This window comes from uncultured Ferrovibrio sp. (genome assembly GCF_937960835.1).
In the GTDB taxonomy this organism is placed as follows: Bacteria; Pseudomonadota; Alphaproteobacteria; order Ferrovibrionales; family Ferrovibrionaceae; genus Ferrovibrio.
Genome location: NZ_CALGPC010000020.1, coordinates 132,344 through 150,207 on the forward strand (window position 1 = coordinate 132,344; position 17,864 = coordinate 150,207).

A 17,864-nucleotide genomic window follows, 5' to 3' on the forward strand; every position below is an offset into this window, starting at 1 on the left:
GGGGCTGTCTCTATCAAAGACGGCCTGAAAGGACTCCCTTCCTTGGCTACCGCCGCACCCTTCCCGCCGGACGAAGAGGCGCGCCTCGACGCGCTGCACCGCTTCGCCATCCTCGACACGCCATACGATCCGCGTTTCGATCGTCTGGTGAAGCTGGCGGCGCATATTTTCGGCACCACCGGCGCGATGGTTTCCCTGGTCGATTCCGACCGCATCTGGTTCAAGTCGCATATCGGCATCGATGTCCGCGAAGTCCCGCGCGAGCATGGATTCTGCTCCTGGGCGATTTTGCAGGACGAGGTCTGCGTCGTCGAAGATGCGTCGATGGACGATCGCTTTGCCGACAATCCCTATGTGCAGGGAGGCGGCCTGCGGTTTTATGCGGGCGCGCCGCTGGTCAGCATGGAAGGCCAGCGCATCGGCACGCTGGCGATCTTCGATACCGTGGCGCGGAGCTTCAACGACCTGTCGCGCAGCCGGCTGCGCGATTTTGCGGCTCTGGTCACCGACGCGCTGGAGCTGCATCGCGCCTTGGTCGAGACCGAGGCTGCCCGCGAGGAGGCCATGCTGGCCTCCCGTTCCAAAGGCGAATTCCTCGCCTTCATGAGCCATGAACTGCGCACGCCGCTCAATGCGGTGATCGGCTTCGCCGAGATGATGGAAAGCGAAGCCTATGGGCCGCTCGGGCATGCGTCTTACAAGGATTATGCCGGGCTGATCCGCCAGGCGGGCCAGCATCTGCTGGAGGTGATCAACTCCATCCTCGATCTCAGCCGCATCGAAGCCGGCAAGATGACCCTGACGCTGGACCGGCTGAAGATCGTCGACGAGGCCGATGTGGTGATCTCGCTGCTGCTGCCCCAGGCGCGGCAGAAAGATCAGTCGCTGGTGATGGATGCCTCGCTGCACAACCTGCCGGAGCTGCGCGCTGACCGCAGCGCAGTGCGTCAGGTGCTGCTGAACCTGATCTCCAATGCAATCAAATTCACCCCCGAGGAAGGCCGGATCGTTGTGCGCGGCTCCGCCGATATGCGCGAGGTGCGAATCAGCATCGTCGATGACGGGCCGGGCATCGCGCCCAGCGATCTCGTCCGGCTGGGCGAGGCTTTCTACCAGGCGGGACCGAAGAACCAGCGCCGTCAGGGCACCGGCCTTGGCCTGGCGATCTCGCGCCGTCTCATGGGCCTGCATGGCGGACGCCTGACCATCGACAGCGAACTGGGCTCGGGCACCACCGCCACGATGATCTTCCCGCGCCAGCACCCGCGCTGACTTTTCCGCTGGACGGCGGCGACACACTTCCGTAACCAGAGTTCGCTAAACCGGTAGCGGACAGGCTAACTGGTCCACGATATGGGGGAAAATCGATGTTCCGTCAGATTGCTGCATCGCTTGCGGGTCTGCTGTTCGCCGTGACCATGCTGGCGCAGACCGCTTCCGGCGCGGATCTCGCCACGCCGGCCGGTCCGGTGGTGCTCACCGTGCACGGCAAGATCGCCAATGCCAATCGCGGCGCGCTGGATCAGTTCGAAGACGCCTTCTTCAAGTTCAACGATGTCAGTTTCGACAAGGCCGCCGCCTTCGATCTCGCCATGCTGGAAAAGCTGGGCATGCAGACACTGACGGCGAAATACGACGCCTGGCCGAAGGCCTATAAATTCGAAGGCCCGCAGCTGCGCGATGTGCTGAAGGCGGCGGGCGCGCAAGGCAGCAAGGTGAAAATCTTCGCCATCGACGGCTATGCCGCCGAGCTGACGAAGCAGGAGATCGACAGCGGTGCCGTGCTGCTGGCGGTGAAGGCCGATGACCGCTATCTCGGCCTGGGCGGCCGCGGTCCAATCTGGGTGGTCATCCCGCAAGGCGGCGACGCCAAGGACGATGCCAAGCTGGTCTGGTCGGCGATCCGCATCGAAGTGGAGTAGGGCCAGCGCCGGATATCGCGCCCGCGTTCCAGTCTTGTTCGCAAAGTGCACGGGTTCGGCACCGCACCCGCTTGATTTTCCACCCCCGGGCGCGCATGTTCCAACGCCGCGCCGATCCCCGGCGCGGAAAATTACCCATTAGCTAGAGGCGGAATGGCCAAGGAAGAATTGCTGGAATTTCCCGGCGTTGTCGACGAGTTGCTGCCCAACGCAATGTTCCGGGTCAAGTTGGACAACGGACATGAGGTGCTGGCGCATACCTCGGGCAAAATGCGCAAGAACCGGATCCGCGTTTTGGCCGGCGACAAGGTCATGGTGGAAATGACCCCTTACGACCTGACCAAGGGTCGCATCACCTTCCGCTTCAAGTAAAGCCTACCGCCGAGGCTCCATGGTCGCGCTTCCGCTCGTCCTGGCCTCGGCCTCGCCGCGCCGGCGCGATCTGCTGGCGCAGATTGGCGTCACGCCGGCGGCGGTCCTGCCGGCGGAACTCGATGAAACGCCGCGAAAAGGCGAATTGCCCCGTCAACTGGCCCTGCGCCTTGCGGCCGAGAAGGCTGCTGCCGTGGCTGCGCAGCGCGTGGATGCGCTGGTGCTGGCCGCCGATACGGTCGTTGCGCTGGGCCGCCGTATTCTGCCCAAGGCCGAAAATCCGCAGGACGTGCGGCGCTGTCTTTCGCTTCTGTCGGGGCGGCGGCACCGGGTGCTGACTGGCCTGGTGCTGCGCCATCCCGATGGCCGCCAGGCGCAGCGGCTCGTTGAAACCATCGTGAAATTCAAACGGCTGTCGGATGCTGAGATCGATGGCTATGTGCAATGCGGCGAGGGTGAGGGCAAAGCCGGCGGCTACGCCATTCAGGGCCGCGCCGATCAGTTTGTCACCTGGCTTGGCGGTTCCTATTCCAACGTGGTCGGCCTGCCGCTGTCGGAAACCGCCAAATTGCTGGCCGGCTACGGCTATCCGCTTTGGCCGGAAAAGCGGCTATAAGTGATTCGATGGCCAACGAGCTGCTGATCGATGTAGGGCTGACCGAGACGCGGATCGCGCTGGTCGAGGATGACCGCCTGGTCCATCTCGATCTGGAGCGCCCGGAACGTGACTCCGCGCTTGGCGCCATCTTCCTGGGCCGCGTGCGCCGCATCGAAAAGGGCCTGCAGGCCGCTTATGTCGATATCGGGCTGAGCCGCGATGGCTTCCTCGGCCGCGACGATCTGGTCAATGGCGCCGATGGCAAGGCGGGCGACAAGCCGATCGAGCAGATCCTGCATGAAGGCGAAACCATCCTCGTGCAGGTGATCCGCGATCCGGTTGGCGAGAAGGGCGTCAAGCTTACCTGCCAGATCGCGTTGCCTGGCCGCTTCCTGTCACTGACGCCTTTCGACAGGGCCGTGCGGGTCACCAAGCGCATCGTGCAGGATGCCGAACGCATGCGCCTGGCCGCGGTGATGCAGAGTTTGCTGGCGCTCGCCGATCAGACGCCGCTGGAAGTCGCTGCCCGCTTGCAGCGCCGCGTGGGCGACCGCCGCTCCGCCCGCACCACGCCCTATGATGGCGAAGAGCGCCGCGTGGGCGACCGGCGCAAATCCATGGGCTGCGTCGTCAATGCCAATGCCGAGGGCGTCAGCAAGGAAGAACTCGCCGCCGATCTGCAGCGGCTGCAGGCGCGCTGGATCGCCATCGAAGAACGCCGCAACAGGGCCGCAGCCAGTTCCGATGTGCCGGCCGAACTGTGGCGCGAAATGGGCCCGGTCGGACGCGCGCTGCGCAACTATGTCGGGGCGAAGCTGGACCGCATCCGCGTCAATGCCGCGCAAGGCTTCGCCGAAGCGCGCGCCTGGCTGTTCGAGCATGCGCCCGATTATGTCGGCCGCCTGGAACGTTTCGATGATCCGGCGGGTCTGTTCGATCTGTTCGACATCGAGCAGGATATCGCGGACGCGCTCGCCCGCCGCGTCGCGCTGCCGTCGGGCGGCTCCATCGTCTTTGGCGAAACCGAGGCGCTGACCGCCATCGACGTGGATTCCGGACGGGCCAGCGCCCGCGGCAATGCCTTCGAGGAAGTGGCGCTGAAGATCAATCTCGAAGCCGCTGCCGAGATTGCCCGCCAGCTGCGCCTGCGCGACATCGGCGGGATCATCGTCATCGACTTCCTGCATATGGAAAACGCCGCCTATCGCTCGCGCGTGGTCAATGCGCTGCGCCAGGCCTTGGCGAAGGATCCTGCCTCCACCAAGGTGCTCGGCATGTCGGCGCTGGGCCTGGTCGAGATGACGCGCAAGCGCACCGGCGAGCCTCTTTCGGCACGACTGTTCGAAGCCTGCCCCACCTGCGACGGCGACGGGCAGCTGCCCTCCCTGCCGGCGGTGCTGGCCGAGCTGCTGCGCCGCGCCTGGCGCGAAGCGGCTTCCAGTCCGCCCGGCGTGAAGCTGGAAATCGCCTGCGCGCCGGATGTCGCCGCCCTGCTCGATGCCGATTTGCGCAGCCGGCTGGAACGCCAGATCGGCGCCGTCGTTCATGTGAAGCCGGAGCCGGGTCGCCGCCGCGAGGCCTTCCAGGTGTCCCGCAGGGATCGCTGAGTTCAGGGATCGTCGATCCGATGACCGCCAAAACCTGCCCGATATGCGGAAAGCCCTCGGTGCCCCAGCATACCCCGTTCTGCTCGGGCCGCTGCGCCGATGTTGATCTGCACCGGTGGCTTAAGGGGTCTTATTCTATACCTGCGATAGAGACGGACGACCCGGACGAGGAAGATACCGACCCCCAAACAAGTGACCGCCTTCACTAATCACAGCAACTGCTGTTGCAGAACTGCACCAGTTCCGGCAAAAACTCCGTGCCCGGCTCGGTTGAGGGCTCCATGGCGGGATTCGGCTTGCCAGTCTTTGTGCGATGCCGGATAACCTAAGCCTAAGAACTATAAGAGGTCCTATAAGCATGCCCGTTGCGTTGCGCACGTCCAAGTGGAAGAGCCTCCCGCTTGCCATCGTGCTTTCCACCGCTCTTCTCGCAGGCTGTGCCACGCCGCCGGCAGATCCGCAGGCCCGTGCCGATTTCGACGCCGTGAACGATCCGCTTGAGCCGGTGAACCGCGCGATGTTCGAGCTGCATCAGGTGATCGACCACTTCCTGCTCAAGCCGGTTGCCTTCACCTATCAGATGCTGGTGCCCGATCCGGTCCGTACCGGCATCCGCAGCGCGCTGATCAACCTGCGCTCGCCGGTGATCCTGGCCAACGACCTGCTGCAGGGTGAAACCGGGCGCGCCGGCAACACGCTTGCCCGTTTCGGCATCAACTCCACCATTGGCGTGCTGGGCTTCTATGATGCTGCCGACAAGTGGTTCGGCATTGAGCCGCATACCGAAGATTTCGGCCAGACCCTGGCGGTCTGGGGCAGCGGCGAAGGCCCCTATCTCTTCATCCCGGTGCTCGGCCCGTCCAACCCGCGCGACCTCGCTGGCCTGGCCGTCGACTCGGTGGCCGATCCGCTCAACTGGTATCTGAACAACACCGACCAGGAAGAATGGATTTACGCCCGCGCCGCGCTGACCGGCATCGACAGCCGCGCCGAGCTGCTGGAGACGCTGGATAACCTGGAGCGCACCTCGCTCGACTATTACGTCACGCTGCGCAGCGTCTATCGCCAGCGCCGCGCCGACGAGATCAGCAACCGCCGCTCGCCGCATCCGCCGGTTTCGCCGGCGCTCAGCCACAAGGCGGAAGTGAGCACTGATATCGAGATCAAATCGGTCAAGTAAACCGTCAGGTTTTCGAATCACGACGGCGCGCCAGCGAAAGCGGCGCGCCGTTTTCGTTTGTGCTCAAGATATGTTCATCGCCCCGGGCCTGATCCAGGGCGACGGCTTTATTTGATCTTGCCGAGTGCAGGGAACCAGGCCGGATCGGCCTCCGCGCCCAAAGCTGCGATGGCCGGCTGCGTCATGCGGTAGGGCAGCCATTCCTTCAGATGATTGATGCCAAGCCGGTGATAGAAATCGCGCGTCGGATTCCAGTCCAGCACATTCAGTTCCAGCCGGCGGCAGCCACGTGAATCGGCAATCGCCGCCAGCGCCGTGATCATCTGGCGGCCCAGGCCATGGCCGCGGGCGCGTTCCAGCACGAACAGATCCTCGATGAACAGGCCCGCGCGGCCTTCCCAGGTCGAGTAATTGTGGAAGAACAGCGCAAAGCCGACCGGTTCGCCGTCCAGTTCGGCGATCAGCGCCTCGAAGCGCTTCTGCGGCCCGAAACCATCGCGCAGCACATCCTCGGGCGTGATCTTGACGCTGGTCAGCGGCTCTTTTTCGTAGATCGCCAGCGCCTTCACCAGGTCGACAATGGTGACGGCATCCTCCGGCGTTGCCGGGCGGATCAGGGTCTTGGGCATCGGTTCAGGCTCTCTTCGCTGGGGCGGGTTCGGAGGTTTGGTGGATTGCGGCGACCAGGGCTTCGCCGAAAAGCTGGAATTCCTTGGCGCGCTGCGTGCCGCGCCGCCAGGCGAGGCCGATCTGGCGCGCTGCCTCGCCCTTCTTTCCAGTGCCGAGCGGCCGGGTGACCACATCGGTGCCACGCAGCACGCCGGCATCGAGCGCCAGCTGCGGCAGCAGGGTGATGCCCAGACCGCTATCGACCATCTGCACCAAAGTGTGCAGCGAGGTGGCGGCAAAGCCGTCGCGGCGCGGCGAGGGCGGCAGGCGGCAGGCGGCCAGCGCGTGATCGCGCAGGCAATGGCCGTCTTCCAGCAGCAGCAAGTTGCTGTCGGCCAGGTCATCCAGCTTCACGCTGGCGCGATTGGCCAGCGGATTGTCCGAGCGGCAGGCCACCAGGAATTCGTCATCGAAAAGCGGCAGGGTATCCAGCGCGCCGGCCTCGAAAGGCAGCGCGATCAGCAGCAGGTCGAGCTTGCCGGCCTGCAACTGGTCGATCAGCCGCAGGGTCAGGTCCTCGCGCAAAAACAGCTTCAGCTCGGGGAAGCGCTTGCGCAGCGACGGCAGCACCCGTGGCAGCAGGAAGGGCGAGATCGTGGGAATGACCCCCAGCCGCAGCGGCCCGGTCAGGGGCGCCGAGGCCGCGCGGGCCAGCAGCACCATCTCCTCCGCCTCGCGCAGCAGCTCGCGCGCCCGGCTGGCCAGTTCCTCTCCCAAGGGGGTCAGCACAACTTTTCTTTTCGTGCGGTCGACCAAAGCGGCGTCCAGCTGCGTTTCCAGTTCCTGGATGCCGGCGGAGAGCGTCGACTGGGTGACGAAACAGGCCTCGGCAGCTTTGCCGAAATGGCGGATTTCCGCCAAAGCCACCAGGTAACGCCACTGCCGCAGGGTAGGAAGGTTGATCATGGCGGCAGTTTAATCGGAATAGTCGATCAGTTTCAACGGAATTATCCGTTGGAACGATGATCGGCAATCCGGGTAGTAATGACTTCAGCGGGCGCTGACCAGGCTCGCTGCCCCAGACTTTTTGTTACTCAAGAGAGGAGCGTTTTCTCATGTTGACCATTGGCGACAAGTTCCCTGCCTTCAACCTCAAGGCCGTCGTGTCTACCGACCCGAAGAAGGCCTTCACCGACATTTCGAATGAGTCCGACAAGGGCAAGTGGAAGGTCGTCTTCTTCTGGCCGAAGGATTTCACCTTCGTCTGCCCGACAGAGATCGCTGCCTTCGGCAAGCTGAACGGCGAGTTCAACGATCGCGACGCGGTGATCTACGGCGTGTCGACTGACTCCGAATATGTCCACCTGGCGTGGCGCAACAACCATGCGGATCTGAAGGATCTGCCGTTTGCCATGCTCGCCGACATCAAGCGTGAGCTCAGCCAGCAGCTCGGCATCCTCGACAAGGCCGAGGGCGTCTGCCTGCGCGCCACCTTCATCGTCGATCCGGAAGGCGTCATCCGCTTCGTCTCGGTGAACGACCTCAGCGTCGGCCGCAACCCGCAGGAAGTTCTGCGCGTGCTCGACGCTCTGCAGACCGACGAGCTTTGCCCCTGCAACTGGCAGAAGGGCGAAGAAGTCCTCAAGCCCGCCGCCTAATGCGGCAAACGGAAGGCCCGCCGTCACACCGGCGGCGGGCCGACCGCTCCAACGAATAAAAAGAGTAAGAGGAGTTCCGCCATGAGCCTCGAGAGCCTGAAGAACCGCCTTCCCGAATATGCCCGCGATCTCAAGCTGAATTTGGGCTCGCTGGCCACCGAGCCGGGCCTGACCGAGCAGCAGCGCGCTGGCACGTTCATTGCGACCGCCCTGGCCTCGCGCCAGCCGGTGGTGATCCAGGAATTGCTCGCCGAATTCGGTCCCAAGTTGTCGGAAGAGGCGCTGACCGCTGCCAAAGCCGCCGCCGCCATCATGGGCATGAACAACATCTACTACCGCTTTGTCCACATGATGGCGCATGAGCCGAGCGCGAACTACAAGTCGCTGCCGGCCAAGCTGCGCATGAACGTGATCGGCAAGCCCGGCGTCGACAAGGTCGATTTCGAGCTCTGGTCGCTGGCCGTCTCCGCCGTTAATGGCTGCGGCATGTGCGTCGAAAGCCATGAGGCGCAGCTGCGCAAGCATGGCCTGACCGAAGAGCAGGTGCAGCAGGCCGTGCGCATTGCCGCCGTGGTGCATGCGGTGGCCGCAGTGCTCGATGGCGAAGCTGCCATGCAGGGCGCCGGCGCTGCCCAGGCCGCGTAAAAAACAGGTGTAGATACGCTAAAGCTTCTGTCTTTCCAGACAGAATCTGTCCGGGCCTCCCGCCCCTCCGCCCGGATAGCCCACAGGGTGCCGCCCATCCCAGGCGGCACCCTTTTTATTTTTCCGCCGCCAATGCATCACGGGCGCATCGAATCGATCTCAGATAGTGTGAAGCGAACTGCATCTGCCGCGGCTTGCGTCGGCGGCGTTTCTTACTAGGCTCCCGCACATATTGCTGCAGGAGCATCCATGCGCGTTCTCGCCTTCCTCACTGTTGTTTTCCTCTCCGTTACCGCCCAAGCCCAGATAGCAGGCCCGACAACCGTCCGCATCGCCTTCATCGATCCGCTGTCCGGTCCGGCGGCGGCGGTCACGCAGAACGGCCTGAATCATTTCAGGTTCATGGCGGAACGTCTCAGTACGCCGCAGCTCCGTTTTGAAATCACCGGCTTCGACAACAAGCTGTCGCCGCAGGAAACGCTGATCCAGGCGCAGAAGGCGGTCGATGCCGGCATTCGCATCATCGCGCAGGGCAATGGCTCCTCGGCCGCGGCCGCCCTGGTTGATTTCATCGCCAAGCATAACGAGCGCAATCCCGGCCGCGAGGTGATCTACCTGAACTACGCCGCCGGCGATCCGGTGCTGACCAATGAGAAATGCTCCAGCGCGCATTTCCGCTTCGATGCGCATACTGACATGAAGATGCTGGCGCTGGCCAGGTTCATCGGCGGCCAGAAGCAGATCCGCAAGGTCTATCTGATCAACCAGGATTATTCCTTCGGCCAGGCGGTGCGCGCCGCGGCAGCGGCCATGCTCAAAGCCGAGCGGCCGGATATCGAGATTGTGGGTGACGAATTGCATCCGCTGGCGAAGATCACCGATTTCTCGCCCTATGTCGTGAAGATCAAGGCGAGCGGCGCTGACAGCGTGATCACCGGCAACTGGGGCAGCGACCTTGCGCTGCTCTTAAAGGCCGCAGCCGATTCAGGCCTGCAGGCTGCCTGGTATACCTATTATGCCAGCGGCATCGGCAGTCCGACGGCGGTGCGCCAGACCGGCCTTGCGCATCGCGTTTTTGCGGTGATTGAGGGCCATGCCAACCTGCTGCAGGCCGATGCAATCGAAGCCGAGTATCTCGCCCGCTTCGGCGGCAGCTTCAACGTGCCGCGCATTCGCCTTGCGATGGAGATGCTGAAGGATGCCGTGGAGCGCAGCGGCAGCACTGAGCCGCTGAAAATCGCGCAGGCGATGAGCGGCGCCACACGCAAGACCATGTATGGCGGCGAGGCGCTGATGCGCAAAGCCGACCATCAGGTGCTGCAGGATCTCTACATTGCGTCCTTCGGCCCGCTGGAGCCGGGCATGACATACGATGAAGAGAAAACCGGCTGGGGCTGGAAGACCGCGGGCATGGTGCCGGCGGCCCAGACCGCGCTGCCGACCACCTGCAGAATGTGAGCTTGACCCCGGTCAGGCCATTGCATGCGGCATCGTGACAGCATCGATCGGCTGATCGAGATCCATCCCGGCCTTCTCGAAGCCCTTGCGCCAGTCATTCAGATGGCGGCGGGTCCATAGCCGCGCCATCTCCTTGTCGCGCTCGCGGATCGCCTTGACCAGCATGCGATGCGCTTCGATCAGGCGGCGCGGACCATGCGGCGTGCCGCCCAGCGCGGCATGCGTGGTCGGATGGATCAGCATGTTGGAAGGCTCGCGCGCCAGTTCCAGCACGCGGTTGCGGCCGGTCTTTTCCAGCAGGATGTGGAATTCCGAATCCAGCGCCGCAATCGCCGCGTGATCGTCGATCACCGCTTCGGTGGCGGCGATATTCGCTTCCAGCGCTTCGATCTCTTCATTGGAGGCGCGCTCGACCGCGAGTTCGATGGACGCAAGGCTCAGCGCCATGGTGGCCTCGAACAATTCACGGAAGGTCACCTGATGCAGCACCAGCGCGCGGGTGACGCGCGTCGCCAGTCGATTGTAATGCGGCAGGCCGACGGAAAGCCGGCGGCTGGAATCGCGCTGCACCAGACCGCCATGCTCCAGCAGGCGGATGCCTTCGCGCACCGTGGAGCGGTTCACGCCGAACTGCCGCACCAATTCTGCTTCAGTGCCGATCGGATCGCCGGGACGCAATCGACCCGACAGTATTTCGCGCTCGATCGCCTCGGCGACCATCTGGTAGGCCGGCGTAGGCGTAATACGGGAAAATTTCTCCACCGACTCAGACATTTACTCCCCCTCACCGGGATCGCCGAATCGCGCTGCCGGTTGCAGCGTGTTTGTCACATGACGGGAGAACTCACGCAATCGTTTCGTTGACTCGCGTCGGATTGTCCGACAATCATATACGCCAAGACGAAGACAAGAAAGCGGTGTCCCACCCATCAAGGTGAGGCTCGCACGAGGGAGGAAACCATGAAAGCGTTCATCGTGACGCTGGGCCTCGGAGTCTGTCTTGTTGTCGGCGCCCTCACCGGAGCCGTTGCGGCGGATTTGCCAAGGACGCAGCCTGAAGCGGTCGGTCTCTCCAGCGAGCGCCTCGCGCGCTTCGAAGCCAAATTACGGGCCGATATCGAAAAACAGATGATCCCCGGCGCCGTGCTGCTGGTCGCGCGGGAAGGCAAGATCGCCTATTTCGAGGCGTTCGGCATCCAGGACCCGGCGACCAAGGCGCCGATGCGGCGCGATTCGATCTTCCGCATCTATTCAATGACCAAGCCGATCACTTCGGTGACGGCGATGATGCTGGTGGAAGAAGGCCGGATGACGCTCAGCGATCCGGCGGCGAAATATCTGCCGTCCCTGGCCAAGATGCAGGTCGGCGTCGAAACGCCCGCAGCAGAGGCCGGCGGCAAGCCGAGTTTCGAACTCATACCCGCGCGCCGGCCGATCAGCCTGCAGGATCTGCTGCGCCATACTTCCGGCTTTACCTACGGCTTCTTCGGCGAAGGCGCGGTGAAGCAGCTCTATCGCGAGAACCTGCAAAGCGGCGACTACACCAATGCCGAATTCGTCGAGCTGATCGCCAAGCAGCCGCTCGCCTATCATCCCGGCACCATCTGGGACTACAGCTACTCGACCGATGTGCTGGGCCGCGTCATCGAGGTCGTCGATGGCGTGCCGCTGTCGCAATCCTTCAGGACCCGGCTGTTCGATCCGCTCGGCATGCCCGATACCGCATTTGCGGTGACCGATGCGAAGCAGCAGGAGCGTATCGCAGAGCCGTTTCAGGATGATCGCAGCCTGGGCGGCGGCGTGATGTTCTTCGATCCCCGCGTCGCCGGGAAATGGGAATCCGGCGGCGGCGGTCTGGTCGGCACGGCGATGGATTATGCGCGCTTTCTGCAGATGCTGCTCAATGGCGGCGAGCTGGACGGCAGGCGTTATCTCAGCCCGCGCACGGTGGCCTACATGACCAGCGACCATATGGGGCAGGGCGTCAAGCCCGGCCCGTATTATCTGCCCGGTCCGGGCTATGGCTTCGGGCTTGGTTTCGGCGTGCGCCTCGATGACGGCGTTTCGCCGCATCCCGGCAGCGAGGGCGATTACTACTGGGGCGGTGCGGGCGGCACCTATTTCTGGGTCGATCCGGAAGAGGAGATGTTCGTCATCTTCATGATGCAATCGCCCAAGCAGCGCCTGCATTACCGCGCCGCCGTGCGCGACATGATCTACGCCGCCATCGTGAAGTGATTGGCGCCAAGTGATCGGGAGCACGATCGACGGCGGACAGAGCTGATAACGAAATTCGCCGCGGCGCGGCGAATCGGCGGACCAAAAACCGCCGTAACGAAAATAAGGATGGAGGAAACTGATGCCAATTCGATTCAGGACTGGCTTGGCCGCAGCCGCACTGGCGGCGGGCCTTGCGGTCATGGCTGCACCGGGCGGAGGTGCCTGGGCGCAGGTAAAGATCGCATTCATCGACCCGCTGTCCGGCGCCATGGCGCCGATCGGCGAGCATGGCGTGAAGCATTTCCAGTACATGGTCGACAAGATCAACGCGGCCGGTGGGGTGAACGGCCAGAAGATGGAATTGCTGACCTACGACAACAAGCTTTCTCCGCAGGAAACCGTGATCGCCGCGCAGAAGGCGATCGATGCCGGCGCGCGCATCCTGACGCTTGGCAATGGCTCGGGCGCGGCGGCGGCGATGATCGATTTCGTCAACAAGCACAACGACCGCAACCCGGGCAAAGAGGTGATCTACCTCAACTACGCCGCAGTCGATCCGGCTTTCACCAACGAAAAATGCAGCTACTGGCATTTCCGCTGGGATGCCCATAGCGACATCAAGATGCAGGCGCTGACCAGCTACATCAAGACCAAGCCGAACATCAAGAAGATCTACCTGATCAACCAGGACTATTCCTTCGGTCATGCCGTGCGCAAATCGGCCAACGAGATGCTGAAGGCCAAACGCCCGGATATCCAGATCGTCGGCGATGAATTGCATCCGCTCGCCAAGATCACCGACTTCGCGCCCTACGTGGCCAAGATCAAGGCCAGCGGCGCCGATACCGTGATCACCGGCAACTGGGGCAGCGATATCGCGCTGCTGCTGAAGGCCGCGGCCGATGCTGGTCTGCAGGTCGACTGGTTCACCTATTACGGCGGCGGCGCGGGCGGGCCGACCGCGATCAAGCAGACCGGCCTGAAGGACCGCGTCTATCAGATCACCGAAGGCCATGCCAATATCAACACGCCTGAAAACATCGCCTGGGAAGACGACTTCCGCAAGAAAAGCGGCGGCCAGGGCTGGTGGTATCCGCGCGTGCGCAACCAGATGCAGATGCTGGCGCGTGCCATGAACGAGGCGAAGTCGAACGATCCGAAAGTCTTCGTCGAGAAGCTGCGCGGCATGCGGTTCAAGACCATCTATAATGCCGATGCCTATATGCGGGCGGAGGACCACCAGTTCTTCCAGGACATGTATATCTCCGTCTTGACACCTGTCAGCGGCGATCTGAAGTTCGATGAGGAAGGAACCGGCTGGGGCTGGAAGACCACCGCGGTCGTGCCGATGGCCGAGACCGACGTGGCCACCACCTGCAAGATGGCCAAGCCGAGCTGACGGCTTTATCAAGGCGGACGGCCCCGGCGATCCGGGGCCGTCTCCTATCAGGATGAGCGTAATGTCTGAACGGGGGCAGGCTTGCTCGAATTGGTGATCTTCTCGACGCTGAACGGCGTGCTCTACGGCATGCTGCTGTTCCTGCTGGCCAGCGGCCTGACGCTGATCTTCTCCATGATGGGCGTGCTCAATTTCGCCCATGCCAGCTTCTACATGCTGGGCGCCTATTTCGGCTTCCAGATCAGCCAGTGGCTGGATTTCTGGCTGGCGCTGATCGTCGCGCCGGTCCTGGTCGGCCTGATCGGTGCCGGCGTCGAACGCTGGGGCCTGCGCACCGTGCATCGATGGGGGCATGTGGCCGAGCTGCTGTTCACCTTCGGCCTTGCATTCGTCATCGAGGAACTGGTGCAGATGATCTGGGGCAAGCTGCCGGTCGATTACCGGGTGCCGCCGGCACTGGATTTCCCCGCCTTCACGCTGTTCGAGACCACCTATCCGGCCTTCCGCATGTTCATGCTGCTGATCTCGGTGGCGATCTTCCTGGTGCTGCTGCTGATCCTGACGCGCAGCCGTGTCGGCCTGATCATCCAGGCCTCTCTCAGCCATCCGCATATGGTGGCGGCGTTGGGCCATGACGTGCCGAAGGTCTTCATGGCGGTGTTCGGCGTCGGATCCGCGCTGGCCGGTATTGCCGGCGTGATCGCAGGGCCGGCCCTGGTGACGCAGCCCAGCATGGCCCATGTGCTGGGGCCGATCCTTTTTGTCGTCGTCGTCTTCGGCGGCCTCGGCTCATTGTCCGGCGCCTTCATCGCGTCCCTGCTGATCGGCCTGATCCAGACCTTTGCCATCGCGATCAACTATTCGCTCGGCGATGTGCTGATGGCGCTGGGCGTGACCCGTCCCATACAGGGTCTTTTGAACGATCTGTGGCAGGTCACCGTCGCGCAGGTCGGTCCGGTGATCCCGTATCTGATGCTGGTGCTGATCCTGATCTTCCGGCCCACCGGCCTGATGGGCACACGGGAGACCTGACATGAGCACCAACGCCATGGCTACAACCACCTCTCAGCCGCTTGACCTGCTCAAGCGCTACGGCATCTGGATCGCTGCGGCCGTGCTGATTGTCGTCCTGCCGAAGATCTTCACCAGCGGCGCAGCACTGACCACGATGTCCTTGATGGGCATCATGATCGTCTTCTCGCTCAGCTATAACATGCTGCTGGGCCAGACCGGCATGCTCAGCTTCGGTCATGCGGTCTATTACGGGCTCGGAGGCTTCCTTGCCGTGCATGCGATGAACATGATCGCGGCCGACAAGCTGCCGATCCCGCTGCCGGTGATCCCGCTGGCCGGCGGTTTCATGGGGCTGCTGTTCGGCATCATTTTTGGCGCCGTCTCGACACGGCGCGCAGGCACCGCCTTTGCCATGATCTCGCTCGGCCTGGGCGAGCTGATCGCATCATTGTCGCTGATCCTGCGCGGCTTCTTCGGCGGCGAGGAGGGCATTACCGCCAACCGCACCAAGATGCTGACCCTGTTCGGCGTGCGCTTCGGGCCGCAGATCGAGGTCTATTACCTGATCGGCGCCTGGTGCCTGGTCTGCGTGGCGCTGATGTATGCGTTTACCCGCACGCCGCTGGGCCGCATGTGCAATGCCGTGCGCGACAATCCCGAGCGGGCCGAATTCATCGGCTATTCCACCCAGATGGTGCGCTTCATCACCTTCAGCCTGGCCGGCTTCTTCGCCGGCATCGCCGGCGGTCTGGCGGCGATCAATTTCGAGCTGATGAATGCGGTCAACGTTTCCGGCGCGCAGTCCGGCGTGGTGCTCTTGATGGCCTATATCGGCGGCGTCGGCCATTTCTTCGGGCCGATCCTCGGCGCCATCCTGGTGGTTCTGCTGCAGGTCATGCTGTCGGATGTGACCGGCGCCTGGATGCTGTATTTCGGCCTCATCTTCATCCTGATGGTGATGTATGCGCCGGGCGGGCTGGCCGGCCTGGTGATGCTGCATGCGCCGCTGTGGCGCAACAACACGCTGCATCATGTGCTGCCGGCCTATGCGCTGATGGCGGGGCCGGCTTTCCTGCTGCTGGGCGGCACGGTGCTGCTGATCGAGACGGCGCATCACCAACTGGTGCGGGCGGCCACCGAAGGCCCGGCGATGCATTTCTTCGGCCTGACGCTGCAATCCAACAGCGTCATTCCCTGGGCAACGGCGCTGATCGCCATTGCCGTCGGGCTGCTGCTTGGGCGGCGTTTTGCCCCCAGGCTGGTCGAAGCCTTCCATGAAGCCTCGTCGCCTGCAGCCCAGCTTGGCCGGATCGGAGGCGCGTGATGGACCCGCAATCTCCCGCCGCGCTCAGCCTGCAGGACGTGCACAAGAATTTCGGCGCCACGCCGATCATCCGCGGCGTGACCCTGAATGTGCAGAAGGGCGAAAAGCACGCCATCATCGGGCCGAACGGCGCCGGCAAGTCGACGCTGTTCCATCTGATCTCTGGCCGCTTTCCGGTCAGTTCCGGCCGCATCATCCTCAATGGCGAGGACATTACCGGGCTCAAGCCCTATCAGATCAACCGCCGCGGCCTGTCGCGCTCGTTCCAGGTCACCAACATCTTTCCGCGCATGTCGGTATTTGAGAATGTGCGCTGCGCCCTGCTGTGGCATCTCGGCTACCGCTATTCCTTCTGGCACAACATCCGCAAGCTGGATGATGCCAACGACCGCGCTTATCAGGTGCTGCGCGAGATCGGGCTTGCCGAACGCGCCCAGATGCCGGCCGGCCAGCTCACCTATGCCGAGCAGCGCACGCTGGAAATCGGCATCACCATCGCGGGCGGCGCCGGTGTCGTCATGCTGGACGAGCCGACCTCGGGCATGAGCCGCTCGGAAACCGCGCATTTCGTCGATCTGGTCCGCCGCATCACGCAGGGACGCACGCTGATCATGGTCGAGCATGATATGGGCGTGGTCTTCGATCTGGCGGACCGCATCTCGGTGCTGGTCTACGGGCAGATCATCGCCTCCGATACGCCGGCGGCGATCCGCAGCAACAAGGCGGTGCAGGAGGCCTATCTCGGACAGGCATTGGAGGCGGCGCATTAAGATGACCGAGGCAATGCTGCACGTGCGCGATCTGCATGCCTATTACGGCAAGAGCCATATTCTGCATGGCGTGTCCTTTGAGGTGCGACCGGGAGAGATCGTCTCGCTGCTGGGGCGTAACGGCGTCGGCCGCTCCACCACGATCAAGGCGATCATGGGTGAGGTGCCGCCGCATGGCTCGATCCTGTTCAAGGGCATCGAGATCGCCGGTCGCAAGACGCATGAGATTGCCCGGCTTGGCCTTGGCTATGTTCCTGAGAACCGCGACATCTTCCCCGGCCTCACGGTGCGGGAGAATCTCTATCTCGGGCAGAAATCGACCAAAAGCACCGGCCGCTGGACGATGCAGGACATGTTCGAGATCTTCCCGCGCCTGGAGGAACGCGCCGAAACCAAGGCGGGCGTGCTCTCCGGCGGCGAGCAGCAGATGCTGACCATGTGCCGCACGCTGATGGGAGATCCGGACCTGATCATGGTGGACGAGCCGACCGAAGGCCTTTCGCCGATGATGGTGGAGAAGGTCGGACAGCTCCTGGAGCGCATCGCCGAACGCGGCGTCTCGATCCTGCTGGTCGAGCAGAAGCTGACCATCGCCCTGAAGATCAGCCATCGCCTCTATGTGATGGGCCATGGCCATATGGTCTTCGAAGGCACGCCGCAGGCGCTGATGGCCGATACCGCCATCCGCAAGGAATGGCTGGAGGTCTGAAGCGGAAGGCTTATGCCGGCGTCACCAGTTTCAGGCCGACGATGCCGGCGACGATCAGGCCGATGCAGATGAGCCGCAGCACGGCGGCGCTTTCGCCGAACAGGATGATGCCGAGGATCGCCGTGCCGATGGTGCCGATGCCGGTCCAGATCGCATAGGCTGTGCCCAGCGGCAGATCGCGCAGCGCCAGTCCCAGAAGCCACAGGCTGACGATCATCGACACGACGGTGCCCACCGTCGGCCAGAGCCGGGTGAAGCCATCGGTGTATTTCAGCCCCACCGCCCAGCCGACCTCGGCCAGACCGGCAACGAACAGAATGGCCCATGCCATGGCAAACACCTCTTGGGCGAAAACCCTCGCGGGGAAGGCAAGGTCGTC

20 protein-coding genes are annotated in these 17,864 nt (G+C 63.3%); 16 read left to right on the plus strand and 4 right to left on the minus strand.

What is annotated here, in order from left to right; genetic code table 11:
- Positions 1-42 precede the first annotated feature (42 nt).
- From Q0603_RS18905 to Q0603_RS18935, 7 genes are all read left to right on the plus strand, one after another.
- Positions 43-1,272 (plus strand): GAF domain-containing sensor histidine kinase, encoded by a 1,230-nt coding sequence (locus Q0603_RS18905; RefSeq protein WP_298728638.1) that lies wholly within the window; start codon positions 43-45, stop codon positions 1,270-1,272.
- Positions 1,273-1,367: 95 nt separating this feature from the next.
- Entirely contained in the window at positions 1,368-1,922 is a 555-nt protein-coding gene (locus Q0603_RS18910) for a hypothetical protein (protein ID WP_298728640.1), read from the plus strand.
- 153 nt (positions 1,923-2,075) lie between these two features.
- Entirely contained in the window at positions 2,076-2,294 is a 219-nt protein-coding gene (gene infA, locus Q0603_RS18915) for a translation initiation factor IF-1 (protein ID WP_144067704.1), read from the plus strand.
- 19 nt (positions 2,295-2,313) lie between these two features.
- Positions 2,314-2,910, plus strand: a complete 597-nt coding sequence (locus Q0603_RS18920) for a nucleoside triphosphate pyrophosphatase (protein WP_298728642.1) — start codon at positions 2,314-2,316, stop codon at positions 2,908-2,910.
- Positions 2,911-2,918: 8 nt separating this feature from the next.
- Complete coding sequence (locus tag Q0603_RS18925; RefSeq protein ID WP_298728644.1) at positions 2,919-4,499, plus strand: ribonuclease E/G; 1,581 nt, start codon at positions 2,919-2,921, stop codon at positions 4,497-4,499.
- 20 nt (positions 4,500-4,519) lie between these two features.
- Complete coding sequence (yacG, locus tag Q0603_RS18930) at positions 4,520-4,708, plus strand: DNA gyrase inhibitor YacG (protein ID WP_298728646.1); 189 nt, start codon at positions 4,520-4,522, stop codon at positions 4,706-4,708.
- 149 nt (positions 4,709-4,857) lie between these two features.
- Positions 4,858-5,679 (plus strand): VacJ family lipoprotein, encoded by an 822-nt coding sequence (locus tag Q0603_RS18935; RefSeq protein WP_298728648.1) that lies wholly within the window; start codon positions 4,858-4,860, stop codon positions 5,677-5,679.
- 107 nt (positions 5,680-5,786) lie between these two features.
- On the opposite strand, the gene Q0603_RS18940 is transcribed toward Q0603_RS18935, so the two are convergent.
- Both Q0603_RS18940 and Q0603_RS18945 read right to left on the minus strand, forming a co-directional pair.
- Positions 5,787-6,308, minus strand: coding sequence for a GNAT family N-acetyltransferase (locus Q0603_RS18940; protein WP_298728650.1), 522 nt, complete (start codon positions 6,306-6,308; stop codon positions 5,787-5,789).
- A gap of 4 nt (positions 6,309-6,312) precedes the next feature.
- Entirely contained in the window at positions 6,313-7,254 is a 942-nt protein-coding gene (locus Q0603_RS18945; RefSeq protein ID WP_298728652.1) for a hydrogen peroxide-inducible genes activator, read from the minus strand.
- Between the two features lie 149 nt (positions 7,255-7,403).
- On the opposite strand from Q0603_RS18945, the gene Q0603_RS18950 reads away from it, so the two are divergent.
- From Q0603_RS18950 to Q0603_RS18960, 3 genes are all read left to right on the plus strand, one after another.
- The gene (locus Q0603_RS18950; protein WP_298728654.1) at positions 7,404-7,946 is read left to right on the plus strand and encodes a peroxiredoxin; all 543 of its coding nucleotides are present in this window, start codon (positions 7,404-7,406) and stop codon (positions 7,944-7,946) included.
- An 81-nt stretch (positions 7,947-8,027) separates the two neighbouring features.
- Positions 8,028-8,591 carry a carboxymuconolactone decarboxylase family protein gene (locus Q0603_RS18955; protein ID WP_298728656.1) on the plus strand — a complete coding sequence of 188 codons (564 nt, stop codon included), beginning with the start codon at positions 8,028-8,030 and terminating at the stop codon, positions 8,589-8,591.
- Positions 8,592-8,840: 249 nt separating this feature from the next.
- Positions 8,841-10,049 carry a branched-chain amino acid ABC transporter substrate-binding protein gene (locus tag Q0603_RS18960; protein ID WP_298728658.1) on the plus strand — a complete coding sequence of 403 codons (1,209 nt, stop codon included), beginning with the start codon at positions 8,841-8,843 and terminating at the stop codon, positions 10,047-10,049.
- Positions 10,050-10,061: 12 nt separating this feature from the next.
- On the opposite strand, the gene Q0603_RS18965 is transcribed toward Q0603_RS18960, so the two are convergent.
- The gene (locus Q0603_RS18965) at positions 10,062-10,823 is read right to left on the minus strand and encodes an FCD domain-containing protein (RefSeq protein WP_298728660.1); all 762 of its coding nucleotides are present in this window, start codon (positions 10,821-10,823) and stop codon (positions 10,062-10,064) included.
- 186 nt (positions 10,824-11,009) lie between these two features.
- Here Q0603_RS18965 and Q0603_RS18970 point away from each other — a divergent pair, with 186 nt between their 5' ends.
- The 6 genes from Q0603_RS18970 (at position 11,010) to Q0603_RS18995 (ending at position 17,485) form a co-directional block, all read left to right on the plus strand.
- Positions 11,010-12,287 (plus strand): serine hydrolase domain-containing protein, encoded by a 1,278-nt coding sequence (locus Q0603_RS18970; protein ID WP_298728662.1) that lies wholly within the window; start codon positions 11,010-11,012, stop codon positions 12,285-12,287.
- Between the two features lie 121 nt (positions 12,288-12,408).
- The gene (locus Q0603_RS18975) at positions 12,409-13,668 is read left to right on the plus strand and encodes a branched-chain amino acid ABC transporter substrate-binding protein (protein WP_298728664.1); all 1,260 of its coding nucleotides are present in this window, start codon (positions 12,409-12,411) and stop codon (positions 13,666-13,668) included.
- Positions 13,669-13,749: 81 nt separating this feature from the next.
- Positions 13,750-14,700: a branched-chain amino acid ABC transporter permease gene (locus tag Q0603_RS18980; protein ID WP_298728666.1), complete on the plus strand. Its 951-nt coding sequence runs from the start codon at positions 13,750-13,752 to the stop codon at positions 14,698-14,700.
- Between the two features lies 1 nt (position 14,701).
- Positions 14,702-16,006, plus strand: coding sequence for a branched-chain amino acid ABC transporter permease (locus Q0603_RS18985; protein WP_298728667.1), 1,305 nt, complete (start codon positions 14,702-14,704; stop codon positions 16,004-16,006).
- Positions 16,006-16,776 (plus strand): ABC transporter ATP-binding protein, encoded by a 771-nt coding sequence (locus Q0603_RS18990; RefSeq protein WP_298728668.1) that lies wholly within the window; start codon positions 16,006-16,008, stop codon positions 16,774-16,776. Before Q0603_RS18985 ends, Q0603_RS18990 begins: the two co-directional genes overlap by 1 nt.
- Position 16,777: 1 nt before the next feature.
- Positions 16,778-17,485, plus strand: a complete 708-nt coding sequence (locus Q0603_RS18995; RefSeq protein ID WP_298728669.1) for an ABC transporter ATP-binding protein — start codon at positions 16,778-16,780, stop codon at positions 17,483-17,485.
- A 10-nt stretch (positions 17,486-17,495) separates the two neighbouring features.
- On the opposite strand, the gene sugE is transcribed toward Q0603_RS18995, so the two are convergent.
- A complete protein-coding gene (sugE, locus tag Q0603_RS19000; RefSeq protein ID WP_298728670.1) occupies positions 17,496-17,816 on the minus strand; it encodes a quaternary ammonium compound efflux SMR transporter SugE in 321 nt (106 codons plus the stop codon).
- Positions 17,817-17,864: the final 48 nt, after the last annotated feature.